The sequence below is a fragment of the Hydrogenophaga sp. H7 genome, from assembly GCF_002025745.1.
GTDB classification, from domain to species: domain Bacteria; phylum Pseudomonadota; class Gammaproteobacteria; order Burkholderiales; family Burkholderiaceae_C; genus Hydrogenophaga; species Hydrogenophaga pseudoflava.
In genome coordinates, this window is sequence record NZ_MCIC01000012.1 from 381,149 (window position 1) to 395,649 (window position 14,501).

The 14,501-nt window shown below is 64.5% G+C and carries 15 protein-coding genes; 5 read left to right on the forward strand and 10 right to left on the reverse strand.

The features are described 5' to 3' along the window. Window positions 1-4: 4 nt before the first annotated feature. The 5 genes from BC358_RS08305 to BC358_RS08325 are packed head-to-tail and all read left to right on the forward strand — an operon-like array spanning window position 5 to window position 4,407. Window positions 5-679: a phosphoribosylanthranilate isomerase gene (locus tag BC358_RS08305; RefSeq protein ID WP_079365454.1), complete on the forward strand. Its 675-nt coding sequence runs from the start codon at window positions 5-7 to the stop codon at window positions 677-679. A 42-nt stretch (window positions 680-721) separates the two neighbouring features. Continuing rightward, on the forward strand, window positions 722-2,014 hold the full coding sequence (gene trpB / locus BC358_RS08310) for a tryptophan synthase subunit beta (RefSeq protein ID WP_079365455.1): 1,293 nt from the start codon (window positions 722-724) through the stop codon (window positions 2,012-2,014). Continuing rightward, entirely contained in the window at window positions 2,011-2,820 is an 810-nt protein-coding gene (trpA, locus tag BC358_RS08315) for a tryptophan synthase subunit alpha (protein WP_079365456.1), read from the forward strand. The genes trpB and trpA overlap by 4 nt, the downstream gene beginning before the upstream one ends. A 52-nt stretch (window positions 2,821-2,872) precedes the next feature. Continuing rightward, window positions 2,873-3,751 carry an acetyl-CoA carboxylase, carboxyltransferase subunit beta gene (accD, locus tag BC358_RS08320; protein ID WP_079365457.1) on the forward strand — a complete coding sequence of 293 codons (879 nt, stop codon included), beginning with the start codon at window positions 2,873-2,875 and terminating at the stop codon, window positions 3,749-3,751. Then, entirely contained in the window at window positions 3,748-4,407 is a 660-nt protein-coding gene (locus tag BC358_RS08325; RefSeq protein ID WP_079365458.1) for an LON peptidase substrate-binding domain-containing protein, read from the forward strand. The genes accD and BC358_RS08325 overlap by 4 nt, the downstream gene beginning before the upstream one ends. Here BC358_RS08325 and nagZ read toward each other — a convergent pair whose 3' ends face one another. From nagZ to BC358_RS08375, 10 genes are all read right to left on the reverse strand, one after another. After that, on the reverse strand, window positions 4,408-5,499 hold the full coding sequence (gene nagZ / locus BC358_RS08330) for a beta-N-acetylhexosaminidase (RefSeq protein ID WP_079365459.1): 1,092 nt from the start codon (window positions 5,497-5,499) through the stop codon (window positions 4,408-4,410). It lies immediately after the preceding gene. A gap of 1 nt (window position 5,500) precedes the next feature. Then, window positions 5,501-5,893: a holo-ACP synthase gene (gene acpS / locus BC358_RS08335; RefSeq protein WP_066157797.1), complete on the reverse strand. Its 393-nt coding sequence runs from the start codon at window positions 5,891-5,893 to the stop codon at window positions 5,501-5,503. Continuing rightward, window positions 5,890-6,666 (reverse strand): pyridoxine 5'-phosphate synthase, encoded by a 777-nt coding sequence (locus BC358_RS08340; RefSeq protein ID WP_179130037.1) that lies wholly within the window; start codon window positions 6,664-6,666, stop codon window positions 5,890-5,892. The genes acpS and BC358_RS08340 overlap by 4 nt, the downstream gene beginning before the upstream one ends. A 2-nt stretch (window positions 6,667-6,668) precedes the next feature. Next, a complete protein-coding gene (gene recO / locus BC358_RS08345; RefSeq protein ID WP_079365461.1) occupies window positions 6,669-7,469 on the reverse strand; it encodes a DNA repair protein RecO in 801 nt (266 codons plus the stop codon). A gap of 6 nt (window positions 7,470-7,475) precedes the next feature. Then, window positions 7,476-8,507, reverse strand: a complete 1,032-nt coding sequence (gene era / locus BC358_RS08350) for a GTPase Era (protein WP_079365462.1) — start codon at window positions 8,505-8,507, stop codon at window positions 7,476-7,478. Between the two features lie 39 nt (window positions 8,508-8,546). Continuing rightward, window positions 8,547-9,251 carry a ribonuclease III gene (gene rnc, locus BC358_RS08355; RefSeq protein WP_066157787.1) on the reverse strand — a complete coding sequence of 235 codons (705 nt, stop codon included), beginning with the start codon at window positions 9,249-9,251 and terminating at the stop codon, window positions 8,547-8,549. A gap of 34 nt (window positions 9,252-9,285) precedes the next feature. Beyond that, window positions 9,286-9,633: a DUF4845 domain-containing protein gene (locus BC358_RS08360; protein WP_066157784.1), complete on the reverse strand. Its 348-nt coding sequence runs from the start codon at window positions 9,631-9,633 to the stop codon at window positions 9,286-9,288. 26 nt (window positions 9,634-9,659) lie between these two features. After that, a complete protein-coding gene (lepB, locus tag BC358_RS08365) occupies window positions 9,660-10,640 on the reverse strand; it encodes a signal peptidase I (protein WP_373270133.1) in 981 nt (326 codons plus the stop codon). Further along, a complete protein-coding gene (gene lepA / locus BC358_RS08370) occupies window positions 10,640-12,448 on the reverse strand; it encodes a translation elongation factor 4 (RefSeq protein ID WP_066157781.1) in 1,809 nt (602 codons plus the stop codon). The genes lepB and lepA overlap by 1 nt, the downstream gene beginning before the upstream one ends. Window positions 12,449-12,967: 519 nt before the next feature. Continuing rightward, window positions 12,968-14,410: a DegQ family serine endoprotease gene (locus BC358_RS08375; protein ID WP_174545253.1), complete on the reverse strand. Its 1,443-nt coding sequence runs from the start codon at window positions 14,408-14,410 to the stop codon at window positions 12,968-12,970. Window positions 14,411-14,501: the final 91 nt, after the last annotated feature.

Consider the following 14,501-nt stretch of genomic DNA (forward strand, 5'->3'; position numbering starts at 1 on the left):
GCCCATGCCCCACCGGACCCGCATCAAGATCTGCGGCCTCACGCGCGAGGCCGATGTGAACGCCGCCGTCCATGCCGGGGCCGACGCCATCGGCTTCGTGCTCTACCCGCAGAGCCCGCGCTTTGTCAGTCCGGAACGAGCGGGCGAACTGGCTCGCCGGCTACCGCCCTTCGTCACGCCCGTGCTGCTGTTCGTCAACGCCAGCCCCGAGTTCATCACCCAGGGTCTGGCCGCTGTGCCCAACGCCCTACTGCAATTCCACGGCGACGAAACGCCCGCCGACTGCACAGCCGCCTGCCGACCGTTCGTCCGCGCCGCGCGCATTCCCCCTGGCCCGGCCGGCGCGGGCTTCGATCTCCTAAAATACGCGTCCGACTTCACCGCCGCGCAGGCGATCCTGCTCGATGCCCATGTCGAGGGCTACGGCGGAGGTGGTCAATCCTTTGACTGGAACGCTTTCCCTTGGTCACATCCGCAACTAAACGCCAGCTCTCGCCTCGTTTTGTCTGGTGGACTCACGCCTGCAAACGTGACCGATGGCATTCGCCTCGTGCGGCCCTGGGCCGTTGACGTGAGCTCCGGGGTCGAAGCCGCCAAAGGCATCAAGGACCCAGACAAGATGCTCGCCTTCGTGGCCGCCGTGCGCGCGGCCGATGCACAGAACCCCCGCCCCAGCTGACCCGTCTTCGGGTGGCTCGGGCCCAGCAACGAGACACCCCACATGGACACCGGCACCTACCAGCAACCCGACGCCCGCGGCCACTTCGGCATCTACGGTGGCAGCTTCGTGAGCGAGACGCTCACCCACGCCATCAACGAACTCAAGGACGCGTACGCGAAGTACCAGCACGACCCTGCCTTCCTGGCCGAATTCCGCAAGGAACTGGCCCATTTCGTCGGCCGGCCCAGCCCCGTCTACCACGCCGAGCGCATGAGCCGCGAGGTCGGCGGTGCGCAAATCTTCCTCAAGCGCGAAGACCTCAACCACACCGGCGCGCACAAGATCAACAACGTGATCGGCCAGGCCATGCTCGCCAAGCGCATGGGCAAGCCGCGCGTGATCGCCGAGACCGGCGCCGGACAACACGGCGTGGCCACCGCCACCATCTGCGCCCGCTACGGCCTGGAGTGCGTGGTCTACATGGGCAGCGAGGACGTCAAGCGCCAGAGCCCCAACGTCTACCGCATGAAGCTGCTGGGAGCGACCGTCGTGCCCGTCGAGTCGGGCAGCAAGACGCTGAAGGACGCGCTCAACGAAGCCATGCGCGACTGGGTCGCCAACGTGGACAACACCTTCTACATCATCGGCACCGTGGCCGGCCCGCACCCCTACCCGATGATGGTGCGCGACTTCCAGAGCGTGATCGGCAACGAATGCCTGGTGCAGATGCCGCAAATGCTGAAAGAAGCCGGCTGTGTGGGCGAGCAGCCCGACGCGGTGGTCGCCTGCGTGGGCGGCGGCAGCAACGCCATGGGCATCTTCTACCCCTACATCAACCACACCGCCACACGCCTGATCGGCGTCGAAGCCGCGGGTGAAGGCCTGGACAGCGGCAAGCACTCGGCGTCCCTGCAAAAGGGCAGCCCCGGCGTGCTGCACGGCAACCGCACCTACGTGCTGCAGGACGACAACGGCCAGGTGACCGAAACGCACAGCGTCAGCGCGGGCCTCGACTATCCCGGCGTCGGCCCCGAGCATGCCTTCCTCAAGGACATCGGCCGCGCCGAATACGTCGGCATCACCGACCAGGAAGCCCTCGAAGCCTTCCACTACCTCTGCCGCACCGAGGGCATCATCCCCGCTCTCGAATCCAGCCACGCTGTTGCCTATGGCATGAAGCTGGCCAAGACCATGAAGCCCACGCAGTCGGTGCTGGTCAACCTTTCCGGCCGCGGCGACAAGGACATCGGCACCGTGGCCGACCTGTCCAACGCCGACTTCTACTGCCGACCCAGCTGTCGCGGCCAGTCCGTCAAGGGCGGCGCCGATTCCGTTGTGAAGGTGTCCAAATGAGCCGCATCGAAAAAACCCTGGCCGACCTGAAGGCCCAGAACCGCAAGGCCTTGATCCCGTTCGTCACCGCTGGCTTCCCGTATGCCGACATCACGCCCAAGCTGATGCACGGCATGGTCGAAGGCGGTGCCGACATCATCGAACTGGGCGTCCCGTTCTCCGACCCGTCCGCCGACGGCCCGGTGATCCAGAAAGCGGGCGACCGCGCGCTGTCGCTGGGCATCGGCCTGGCGCAGGTGATCGCCATGGTGCGCGAATTCCGCAAGGAGAACGACCGCACGCCGGTGGTGCTGATGGGGTATGCCAACCCCATCGAGCGCTACGATCAGAAGCACGGTGCGGGCAGCTTCGTGCGCGACGCCTCGGCCGCCGGCGTGGATGGCGTGCTGGTGGTGGATTACCCGCCCGAAGAATGCGAGGAGTTCGCGGCCGCGCTGCGCGCCGCGAACATGGACCTGATCTTCCTGCTGGCCCCCACTTCCACCGACGAGCGCATGGCGCAGGTCGCGCGCGTGGCGAGCGGTTATGTCTACTACGTCTCGCTCAAGGGCGTGACCGGCGCCGGCACGCTGGACGTGGGTCAGGTCGAGGCCATGCTGCCGCGCATCCGCGCGCACGTGAGCATCCCCGTCGGCGTGGGCTTCGGCATCCGCGACGCCGAGACCGCCAAGGCCATCGGCAAGACCGCCGATGCGGTGGTGATCGGCAGCAAGATCATCCAGCTGATCGAGGACGAGCCCTTCGAGAAGGTGGTGCCGGTGGCGGCGCACTTCATGCGCACCATCCGGAAAGCGCTGGACGCATAATCCGCCATCTTTAAGCCGGCCCCAGAGTCCGGCCCATCGTTAGGAGTTTCCGATGTCCTGGCTTGAAAAACTGCTGCCGCCCAAGATCACGCACACCGACCCGGCCGAGCGCCGCAGCGTGCCCGAGGGTCTGTGGATCAAGTGCCCCAGCTGCGAGGCCGTGCTCTACAAGACGGATCTCGAGAAGAATCAGAACGTCTGCCCGCACTGCAGCCACCACCACCGCATCGGCGCTCGCGCACGCCTGAACGCCTTCCTGGACGCCGAAGGCCGCTACGAGCTGGCGCAGGAAGTGCTGCCGGTCGACGCGCTGAAGTTCAAGGACAGCCGCAAGTACCCCGAGCGCCTGAAGGAAGCCCTGGAAACCACGGGTGAGACCGACGCACTCATCGTCATGGGTGGTGCGGTGCAAGGCATCAGCCTGGTCGTCGCCTGCTTCGAGTTCGATTTCATGGGTGGTTCCATGGGCTCGGTGGTCGGTGAGCGTTTCGTGCGCGGCGTCGAAGAGGCCATTGCCCAGAAGGTGCCTTTCGTCTGCTTCACCGCCACCGGCGGCGCGCGCATGCAGGAAGGCCTGCTGTCGCTGATGCAGATGGCCAAGACCAACGCGGCGTTGACCCGCCTGGCCAAGAAGAACCTGCCCTACATCAGTGTGCTGACCGACCCGACCATGGGCGGAGTCTCCGCCGGCTTCGCCTTCGTGGGCGATGTGGTGATCGCCGAGCCCAAGGCCTTGATCGGCTTTGCCGGCCCGCGTGTGATCGAAAACACCGTGCGTGTGAAGCTGCCCGAAGGTTTCCAGCGCGCCGAGTTCCTGCAGACCAAGGGGGCGGTGGACTTCATCTGCGACCGCCGCGAGCTGCGCCGGACCGTGGCCAGCACCCTGGCCATGCTGCAGCGCCAGAGCGCCGACGCGGTGGTGCCGGATTGAGCGAAACGCCGCTGACGCTGAACCAGCTGCCGCTGTTCCCGCTGCAGACCGTTCTGTTTCCCGGCGGCTGGATGCCGCTGCGCATCTTCGAGGTGCGCTACCTGGACATGATCAAGCGCTGCCACGCGGCGGGCGCGCCCTTCGGCGTGGTGTGCCTCAGCGAAGGCAGCGAGGTGCGGCGCGCCGACCCCGCCTCGCCCGACGGCTTTGCGCATGAGGCGTTCCACCAGGTCGGCACCATCGCCCGCATCGAACAGGTCGAGCACCCGCAGGCCGGCCTGATGCTCATCCACTGCCGCGGCCAGCAGCGCTTTCACATCACCGCCAGCCGCCGCCTGCCCCATGGACTGTGGGTGGCCGACGTGCGGCTCGACGAGCCCGAGCGGGTCGTGGCGGTCCCGGAACACCTGCGCAGCACGCGGGACGCTCTGCAACGCGTGCTGGCCAACCTGCGCGAGCGCGAACCCGGATCCATGAACGAGCTGCCGCTGCAGCCGCCCTACCAGTGGGACGACAGCGGCTGGGTCGCCAACCGCTGGGCCGAACTGCTGCCCGCACCGGCCGAACTCAAACAACGGTTGATGGCGCTGGACAACCCGATGCTGCGGCTGGAGCTGATTTCGGATCTGCTGGACAAGCTCGGCGTCGAGCGGTAGTCAGGGGATCAGCGACAGCGCCTGCATGTAGCGCGCGCTGACCATCAGAAGGTCCCAGTCCATGGCAGGGCCCTGCGGCAGCAGGGCCTGCCGCCGCTCTTCGCTGGCGGGGTTGGGCACCCAGTCGCCTTGCACCAGCGCCTTGGACAATGCCTCAATCGCTTCGTCGATGGGCGCGCCGCCCTCCACGACGCTCTGGTTGCACAGCAGCACCATGTCGCCCCCCGCACCGAGCGCTGCCAGCGCCGCCTCGGTGAAGCTCACGCCCCGGCCGTCGATGTGGCGCGCGGCTTCCATGCTCAGGTCGTCGCTGAAAATCGCGCCGGTGAACCCCAGGCGGTGCCGCAGCACCTCCTGCAGCCAGCGTGCTGAAAAGCCTGCGGGCCGGCTGTCCACCTTCGGGTAGATCACATGCGCCGGCATCACCGCGTCCAGACTGGCCGACAGCCAGCCGTAGGGCGCCGCGTCGTCGGCCAGGATGGCCTTGAGGCTGCGCCGGTCGACGGGAATGGCCAGGTGCGAATCGGCTTTCACAAAGCCGTGGCCCGGGAAGTGTTTGCCGCAGTTGCCCATGCCACTGGTGCGCAGGCCATGCATCAGCGCCTGTGCCAGCACCGCCACCATCCGAGGGTCGCGGCCGAACGAGCGGTCGCCGATCACCGAACTTTCGCCGTGGTCCAGATCCAGCACCGGCGTGAAGCTCAGGTCGACACCGCAGGCGCGCAGTTCGGCACCGAGCACGTAGCCGGCCGCGGTGGCCGCATTGGTGGCCCGCATCGCAGAACCGCCCTCGCACTCGCCCCGCGCGGGAGCCGAGAGCCACAGCTGTCCGAACGCCGCCATGGGGGGCAGGTGGGTGAATCCGTCGGTGCGGAAACGCTGCACGCGGCCGCCCTCGTGGTCGACAGCGATCAGCAGGTCCTCTCGTACCTCCTTGACCTGGGCGCACAGCGCCGTCAGCTGCTCCCGGCTTTGCCAGTTGCGGCCGAAGAGGATGATTCCGCCGACCAGGGGGTGTGCCAGGCGCTGGCGGTCGGCGTCGGTCAGCTCGAACCCGGCGACGTCGATGATCAACGGGGCGTGTGTGTGCATGTCAGTCTCTCTCCACCACCACGAAGCTCGCGGCGTAGTCGGTCTCGTCGGTCACGGTCACGTGTGCGCGCAGGCCCTGGGCCTCGAACCAGGTTTTCAGCGTGCCATGCAGCACGATCACCGGCTGACCACTGGGCATGTTGAGGATTTCGCAGGCCCGCCAGGTCATGGGCATGCGCATGCCCAGGCCGATGGCCTTGGAGAACGCCTCCTTGGCGGAAAACCGCGTCGCCAGGTAGCGCAGTCCGCGCCCGGGCCAGCGCTCGCTTCGGCGCTGCCAGATCGCCAGTTCCTGCTCGCCCAGCACCTTCCGCACGAAGCGCTCGCCCTGGCGCTCGAAGGTCGCTTCGATGCGCCGGATATCGCAGACGTCGGTGCCGATGCCGAAGATCATCGGAACGCTTCGGCGATGCAGCGGTTGTAGTCGGTCACGGTGGCGGCGTAACCCCGCTCCAGCGCATCGGCGATCAGAGCGTGACCGATCGACACTTCGGCCACGCCCGGCACCACCTTGAGAAACGCGGTGAGGTTCTCGCGGTTGAGGTCATGGCCCGCGTTCACACCCAGCCCTGCTTCCAGGGCCGCCTGCGCCGCAGAGCGGTAGCGTTCGAGCTGCTGCCCACGGTCAGGGGTGTGCCAGGCGGCGGCATAGGGCTCGGTGTAGAGCTCCACTCGGTCAGCCCCCACGGCCCGGGCCGCCGCCATCTGTCCGGGCTCCGGGTCCATGAACAGACTCACACGAGCGCCCAGGGCTTGGGCCTGCGCGATCACGGGCCGCAGCCGGTCGGCGTCCTGAGGAAAGCTCCAGCCGTGGTCGCTGGTGAACTGGCCTTCGCTGTCGGGCACGAAGGTCAGCTGGTGCAGCGGCAGGCCACGCGCCCGGACCTCGCGCGCGACATCCATGAGGTTGTGGAACGGATTGCCTTCGATGTTGTATTCGCGGTCCGGCCAGTCCTGCATCAGCTCGGCGAGATCGAACACGTCGTGGCTGCGGATGTGGCGCTCGTCCGGCCGGGGATGCACCGTGATGCCTCGCGCACCGGCTTCGAGGCACAGGGTGGCCGCGCGGGTGACGGACGGAATGCCCAGGTGGCGCGTGTTGCGCACCAGCGCGACCTTGTTGAGATTGACCGACAGCGCGGTCGGGTGGTGAGCAGCGTGAGCCATGGTCAGGAGGATGTGGGGCCGAAAGAAGCAACCGGATCAGGAACCGCTTTCGGCCGGACCAGCGACTGCAGGTCCAGCAACAGCTGGCGGGTCCGGAACACCCGGACGCCACTATGGTAGTGCAGCAGTGCGCGCAACTGAGGCTGCAGGCTCTGCTGGCAGCCAGCGCAGGCGCGCAGGCTGGCGATCAGCGGGTCACGGTCATTCAGCGCGGTCTGCAACAGCAGCCACTGGCTGGCTTCGAGCGAGTGCACATCGTCGCCGTGCGCCACACGCAGTCCGGACTCGGCGCCCAGCACATAGGAAGTCCCCTCCTGCAGAGGCGCCAGCGTGCTGCCTTCGCAAGACAGATCGGGCAGCAGTCCGGTGTCGCGCAACAGCAGCAGCTCGAAGGCGCGCAGGACCAGCTGCTGCGCATCGGACCGCTCGGCCAGCAGCTGCACCGCCAGCGCGTAGTGGTCAAACAGGCCGGGGTGCGGGTCGTCGCGCGCCAGCAGGCGCATCAGCAGCTCGTTGAGATAACTGCCCGAAAGCAGCGCATCGCCGGTGGGCATGACGTGCCCGCCCTGCCACTGTGCCGCCTTGAGCGTGCGCACTTCGGCGTCTCCACCCCAACTCAGGGCCAGCGGCTGCAAGGGCAGCAGCACGGGACGGAACTGCGAAGTCGGCTTCTTGACCCCCTTGGCCACCAGGGCGATGCGTCCGTGGTGGCGGGTGAAGACTTCCAGGATGAGACTGGACTCGCTCCAGTCGTAGCGGTGCAGGACGAATGCGGGTTCTTCAGAAGTCCGGCGCGTGGCCATGACCCGTCACTCGTAACCGAACGACCGGACGCGCGCGTCGTCGTCGGCCCAGCCGGAGCGCACCTTGACCCACAGCTCCAGGAACACCTTGCAGTCCCAGATCTTTTCGAGCTCCTGGCGGGCCTCCGTGCCGATGCGCTTGAGCTTCTCGCCCTTTTCGCCGATCACCATGCCCTTGTGTCCCTCGCGCTCAACCACGATGGTGGCCGCGATGCGCTTGAGCCCGCCCTCTTCCTCGAACTTGTCGATCACCACGGTCGACGTGTAGGGCAGCTCGTCGCCGGTCAGTCGGAACAGCTTCTCGCGCACCATCTCGGCCGCCATGAAGCGCTCGCTGCGGTCGGTCAGCTCCTCGGGATCGTGCATCCAGGCCTGTTGCGGCAGGTACTTGGCACAGATAGCGAACAGGCGATCGACATCCCGGGCGTTCTTGGCCGACATCGGCACGAACTCGGCGAACGGGTGCTTCTCCTGCATGGACTTGAGCCAGGGGGCCAGTTCGCCACGCCTGTGCACCAGATCGAACTTGTTGGCCAGCAACACCACAGGCACGTTCGAGGGCAGCAGTTCCATCACCTTGGCGTCCGCCGGATGGAAGTGCCCCGCCTCGACAACAAACAGGATCAGGTCGACATCGGTCACCGCGCCGAGCACGGTCTTGTTGAGCGCACGGTTCAGCGCGTTGCCGTGCCGCGTCTGGAAGCCAGGTGTGTCGACGAACACGAACTGGTTCGGACCCACGGTGCGGTAACCCGTGATGCGGTGGCGCGTGGTCTGCGCCTTGCGCGAAGTGATGCTGATCTTCTGTCCCACCAGCGCATTGAGCAGCGTGGACTTGCCCACGTTGGGCTTGCCGACGATGGCCACATAGCCACAGTGCTGCTGCTCCGGCGCCACAGGTTCGTGCTCCTGTGCCGGGTCGGCGACGGCCTCTGCTGGCGTCTTGCGCAAGGCCTTGGCCAGCATGGCCTCGAGCGATGCGTCGGTGGGAACAGGGGCCGCAGGGGCACTGGAGGGAGGACGGGAGGATTTGCTCATGAATGGATCCGGACAGAAACCGGCCAAGCGCCGAGATCGTCAGCCGCCCGCCTTGGTGGGTGCGGGCTCGGCGGCCCGCAAAAACGTCAGCATCGCAGCCGCTGCCGCCTGCTCTCCAGCCCGCCGCGACGCACCGATGCCGCGCTCGCTGCGACCGGCCTCCGGGACCGTGCACTCGACGTCGAAGGTCTGTCGATGCGCCTCACCCATGGTGGCCACCACCCGGTACTGAGGCAGTTGCATCTTGCGCGCCTGCAACCACTCCTGCAAATCGGTTTTGGGATCCTTGCCCATGGCCCCCATCTGGGCACTGAGCTCGATATCACCATACAGGCGCCGCACCAGCAGCGAAGCAGTCTCGAAACCGGCGTCCAGATACACCGCCCCGATCAAGGCCTCCAGGGCATCCGCGAGAATGGAGGGGCGCTTGTGTCCTCCGGACCGCTTTTCGCCGTCACCCAGCCGCAAACAGGCCGAAAGACCCAGGCGTGTCGCGATCTGATGCAACGTGTCCTGCTTGACCAGGTTGGCCCGCACACGTGAGAGATCACCCTCTGGCAACTGACTGAGTTTTTCGAACAGCAGACCAGACACAGCCAGACTCAGCACCGAATCGCCCAGAAACTCCAGCCGTTCGTTGTGGTCCGCCGAAAAGCTTCGGTGCGTCAACGCGCGTTCAATCAGGCGCGGACTGGAAAACACATGTCCCAGGCGTTTTTGCAACGCCGTCAATTCCTGGCTCAAAGGCGTGCGCCCCCGGCCGGACAGCCACCCAGTGTCATTGAGAGGACCCGTTGTACTTCATCACCAGATAGGCAGGACCCGCCAGCGGAATTTCACGAACATAGTCGAACGACACCACCACTTTGTCACCCTGCTTGCCGATCTCCAGATCCTTGCCAGAGATGCTGCTGATGTCATCAATCTGGGCGGCCTTGTCGAACAGGGAACGCACCTCGGCAACGGTCGATCCGTCCGCAGCCTTCTTCACGGCCTTCTGCACCGCCAGATACTCGATGTAGGTGGGCACCACCTGGGCGACCACCACACCAGCGAAGGCCAGCAAAATGCCCACGAACAACAACCCGAAAAACGTCAGGCCGCGTTGCCGCTGTTTCTGCTTCATCACCCCACCTCCAGTAGTTGCGTGTCTTACTCGAACGAACCGATCCGCCCGAAATCGCCAAAATTCATCCAGACAAAGAAGGCCTTGCCCACAATGTTGGACTCTGGGACAAAACCCCAGAAACGCGAATCGAGCGAGTTGTCCCGATTGTCACCCATCATGAAATAGTGCCCAGGGGGTACTTTGCACACGACGCCTTCGGCCGGATAGCGACAATTTTCACGGAACGCAAAATCCGTGATGGGCGACACGAACGGCGGCCGCATGTCGTCGTTGAGGGTGTTGTAGCGTCGACCACCCAGCTCCTCACCGAACTGTTTGGTATAGCGCATCTGCTCGCCATCAAAATAGTCGGGCTGGTTGATGCGGGGCACGGGCTGGCCGTTGACCGTGAGGCGCTTGTTCAGATAGGCCACCTCGTCGCCTGGCACGCCAATCACCCGCTTGATGTAGTCCAGGCTCGGTTGCGGGGGATAGCGAAACACCATGACGTCCCCACGCTGCGGTTCGTTGTTGGCAATCACCTTGGTGTTGATCACCGGTAGCCGCACGCCGTAGTGAAACTTGTTCACCAGAATCAAGTCCCCGACCTGAAGTGTCGGGATCATCGAGCCCGACGGGATCTTGAACGGTTCGAACAGAAAGCTCCGCAGCACAAACACCGCCAGGATCACCGGGAACAGGCCGGCGGTCCAGTCCAACCACCAGGGTTGCGCCAGCAGCTTGTGACGCGCCATCGACAACTCTTCGTCCGAGGACTGTGCAAAACCTTGGCGAGCCAGTTCAGCCGCACGTTCGTTGCGCGTCGACACCAGCCGCTCGGCGTCTCGCCTACGCTTCGGGAAGAAATAGAACTTTTCGGCCAGCCAGTAAACACCCGTGACCGCCGTGGCCAGAAAAAGCAGCAGCGCAAAGTTCCCCTCGATGGCGCCAAAGAAAAACGCCGCCGCGTAGGCCCCGAAAGCCGCCAGGATCACCGCGGTGATCGCGCCCATGGTCTGTTGCATCACTCCTCCACCTGCAGGATGGCCAAAAAAGCCTCCTGGGGCACTTCGACCGAGCCGATCTGTTTCATGCGTTTCTTGCCTGCCTTCTGCTTTTCGAGGAGCTTGCGTTTGCGGGTGATGTCACCGCCGTAGCATTTTGCCAGCACGTTCTTGCGCAGCGCCTTGATGGTCTCGCGTGCGATCACGTTGCCACCAATGGCCGCCTGGATCGCCACGTCGAACTGCTGGCGGCTGATGATCTCGCGCATCTTGGCCGCCACGGCTCGGCCGCGGTACTGGGACTGGGAGCGGTGCACAATGATGGACAGCGCGTCCACCTTCTCGCCGTTGAGCAGGATGTCGACCTTCACCACGTCGGACGGCCGGTATTCCTTGAACTCGTAGTCCATCGACGCATAGCCGCGGCTGACCGACTTGAGCTTGTCGAAGAAGTCCAGCACGATCTCGCCCAGCGGCATGTCGTAGGTCAGCATGACCTGCTTGCCGTGGTAGGCCATGTTCAGCTGCACCCCGCGCTTCTGGTTGGCCAGCGTCATCACCGCACCCACGTATTCCTGCGGCATGTACAGGTGCACGGTCACGATGGGTTCGCGAATCTCTTCGATGCGGCCCTGGTCCGGCATCTTGGACGGGTTCTCCACCATGATGACTTCGCCGTCGGGCTTGACCACCTGGTAGACCACGCTGGGCGCGGTGGTGATCAGGTCCTGGTCGAACTCGCGCTCCAGCCGCTCCTGCACGATCTCCATGTGCAGCAGCCCCAGGAAGCCACAACGGAAACCAAAGCCCAGTGCCTGCGACACCTCGGGTTCGTAGTGCAGTGCAGCGTCGTTGAGCTTGAGCTTTTCGAGCGCGTCGCGCAGCGCGTCGTACTCGCTGGCCTCGGTCGGGTACAGGCCGGCAAACACCTGAGGTTGCACTTCCTTGAAACCGGGCAACGCTTCCTCGGCAGGGCCGAGGTTGTTGGGCAGCTTCTTTTCCAGCGTGATGGTGTCGCCCACCTTGGCGGCCTGCAGCTCCTTGATACCGGCAATGATGTAGCCCACCTCGCCCGCCTCCAGCGACTCGCGCGGCTGGTTGGCCGGCGTGAACACGCCCAGGTTGTCGGCGTTGTAGGCGGCGTTGGTCGCCATCATCTTGAAACGCTCGCCCTTTCGCAGGCGGCCATCGACCACGCGCACCAGCATCACCACGCCCACATAGGTGTCGAACCAGCTGTCCACAATCATGGCGCGCAGCGGCGCATCGGGATTGCCCTTGGGGTGCGGGATGCGCGCGACCACCGCTTCCAGAATGTCCTCCACGCCCATGCCTGTTTTGGCCGAGCAGGGAATGGCGTCGGTCGCATCAATGCCGATGACGTCCTCGATCTCCGCCTTTGCGTTGTCCGGATCGGCGTTGGGCAGATCCATCTTGTTCAGCACCGGCACCACCTCGACACCCAGGTCCAGCGCCGTGTAGCAGTTGGCCACGGTCTGCGCCTCCACCCCTTGGCTCGCGTCCACCACCAGCAGCGCGCCTTCGCACGCCGACAGCGAGCGCGACACTTCATAAGAGAAGTCCACGTGGCCGGGTGTGTCGATCAGGTTGAGGTTGTAGACCTTGCCGTCGCGCGCCTTGTACTGCAACGCTGCGGTCTGCGCCTTGATGGTGATGCCGCGCTCTTTCTCGATGTCCATGGAGTCGAGCACCTGTTCGCTCATCTCGCGGTCGGACAGGCCGCCACAGCGGGAGATGATGCGGTCGGCCAGCGTGGACTTGCCATGGTCGATGTGCGCGATGATCGAAAAATTGCGGATGTGGTGCATCGGAAAAACAGCCAGAAACCAGGCCCCGCCACTCTCTGGAAGGCCATAAAAAAGGGCGCGTCAACTGGTGACGCGCCCGTAACCAACAATCAATGGCAACTGCGATAGTTGGGATTTCATTGTAGGCAAAAAGCCCCGGCTGCACAGCCCGAAACCACCCTCTACCGCCTGTTGCAACGCAGCAACGGGAAACTTATTCACAGGTCGTCCACAAAAAAATGAACATGTTGTGCGCCACCTGTGGAGCAAGCGAGAACAACTTGAGGGCGCTCTCACATCGTGAACGCTGAACATTGTTCGACACTGCAATCAAGGTCTTGGAGCCCCGATTTTATCGAAATCAGTCAACTTCCACCTCAAGATTGTGAGTGTTCACAAACTTTCGGTTCAAACGGAAGACCCAAATCGATAGCGGGTAACCTGTGGCAAAACAACCAACTCCCAGAACAAGCCCATAAACCCAAGCTGGATCAAGGGTTTATTCGGGGCAGCTCAGAGGATTTCGAGCTTTGCGCTGGCTCAGCGCTGAGGCCGGATCACCGCATACTGGGCCCACTCACCGCGCCGGAAAAGCACATTCACGGGCTTGGACTTGTCCAGCTTCGCCAGCACCGCCTCCAGTTCCTTCACGCTGCCCACTTCGGTGTTCGCGACCGCCACAATCACGTCGCCCTCCTTGAGCCCGGCACGCGCCGCCACCCCTTCCGCCGTCTCGACACGCACCCCCGACTTGATGTTCAGTTCTTTTTTCTCTGCAGCATTGAGATCACCCACAGTCAGCCCCAAAGAGGGCAGGCTGCTCGAAGCGGGCGGCTTGGCCTCCGGTGCTGCAGCCTTCCGGTCGCTGCGCTCAGGCTCCAGCTCGGCCACCGTGATACTCAGATCGCGTTGGGCGCCGCGCCGGAACACCGTCATCGAACTGCGATTGCCCGGCTTTGTATTGCCGACGATGCGCGGCAGGTCGACCGACCGTTCGATCTCCCGGCCATCAAATTTCAGGATCACGTCACCCGGTTCGAGTCCGGCCTTGGCGGCAGGTGAGTTCGCTTCCACCGCGTTCACCAGAGCACCACGAGCCTGCCCCAGACCGATGGATTCGGCCACCTCTTTGCTCACCTGACCGATTTGCACACCGATGCGACCTCGGGTCACACGACCACTGGAACGCAACTGATCGGAGACCCGGACGGCCTCATCAATGGGGATGGCAAAGGAGATGCCCTGAAACCCACCCGAGCGGGAATAGATCTGGCTGTTGATGCCTACCACCTCACCGCGCATGTTGATCAGAGGCCCTCCCGAGTTGCCCGGGTTGATGGCGACATCGGTCTGGATGAACGGAAGGAAATCCCCGGTGTCACGCTTCTTCGCACTCACGATACCGGCGGTCACCGTGTTCTCAAGACCGAAAGGAGAGCCGATGGCCATCACCCATTCGCCTACCTTGAGCCGGTTCACATCACCGATGCGGACAGCGGACAGCCCGCTGGCGTCGATCTTCACCACAGCCACGTCGGTTCGCTTGTCGGCGCCCACCAGCTTGGCCTTGAACTCGCGTTTGTCGGGAAGGGTGACCACCAGTTCGTCGGCGCCATCGACCACATGCGCGTTGGTCATGATGAGGCCATCGGAACTGAGAATGAACCCGGAGCCCACCCCGCGGGGTTGGGCCTCTTCACCGGATCCGCCGCGCTCCTGGCGTGGACCGCGCGGCACCGCCCCAGGCGGAACCGGTATGCCGAAACGACGGAAGAACTCAAGCATCTGTTCGTCGGTGCTGCTTCCCCCATCGGCGTTGGCTCGCTCCAGCGTCCGGATGTTGACCACGGACGGCCCCACCTGGTCAACAAGATCTGTGAAATCAGGCAGCCCGCGCATCTGCTGCGCATGGGCGGGGGCAGGCAATGCAGACGCCCCGACCATGACCAGCCCGATCAGTGAGGCACTCAGCAGCAACGACATCGCTCGACGGGAACGGAGAACGGCCATATTCATGTTCATCCTTGCGGTGAGAGAGTTTTTGCAGACACAGGAAACACCCGGCAGCCACACC

What these genes read in the sequence shown, in the direction of transcription:
- BC358_RS08375 (WP_174545253.1), bottom strand. Translation starts at nt 14,410, where the DNA reads ATGTCGTTGCTGCTGAGTGCCTCACTGATCGGGCTGGTCATGGTCGGG.
- trpA (WP_079365456.1), top strand. Translation starts at nt 2,011, where the DNA reads ATGAGCCGCATCGAAAAAACCCTGGCCGACCTGAAGGCCCAGAACCGC.
- nagZ (WP_079365459.1), bottom strand. Translation starts at nt 5,499, where the DNA reads ATGCACACACACGCCCCGTTGATCATCGACGTCGCCGGGTTCGAGCTG.
- lepA (WP_066157781.1), bottom strand. Translation starts at nt 12,448, where the DNA reads ATGCACCACATCCGCAATTTTTCGATCATCGCGCACATCGACCATGGC.
- BC358_RS08360 (WP_066157784.1), bottom strand. Translation starts at nt 9,633, where the DNA reads ATGAAGCAGAAACAGCGGCAACGCGGCCTGACGTTTTTCGGGTTGTTG.
- lepB (WP_373270133.1), bottom strand. Translation starts at nt 10,640, where the DNA reads ATGCAACAGACCATGGGCGCGATCACCGCGGTGATCCTGGCGGCTTTC.
- acpS (WP_066157797.1), bottom strand. Translation starts at nt 5,893, where the DNA reads ATGATCTTCGGCATCGGCACCGACGTCTGCGATATCCGGCGCATCGAA.
- era (WP_079365462.1), bottom strand. Translation starts at nt 8,507, where the DNA reads ATGAGCAAATCCTCCCGTCCTCCCTCCAGTGCCCCTGCGGCCCCTGTT.
- BC358_RS08340 (WP_179130037.1), bottom strand. Translation starts at nt 6,666, where the DNA reads ATGGCTCACGCTGCTCACCACCCGACCGCGCTGTCGGTCAATCTCAAC.
- accD (WP_079365457.1), top strand. Translation starts at nt 2,873, where the DNA reads ATGTCCTGGCTTGAAAAACTGCTGCCGCCCAAGATCACGCACACCGAC.
- recO (WP_079365461.1), bottom strand. Translation starts at nt 7,469, where the DNA reads ATGGCCACGCGCCGGACTTCTGAAGAACCCGCATTCGTCCTGCACCGC.
- BC358_RS08305 (WP_079365454.1), top strand. Translation starts at nt 5, where the DNA reads ATGCCCCACCGGACCCGCATCAAGATCTGCGGCCTCACGCGCGAGGCC.
- trpB (WP_079365455.1), top strand. Translation starts at nt 722, where the DNA reads ATGGACACCGGCACCTACCAGCAACCCGACGCCCGCGGCCACTTCGGC.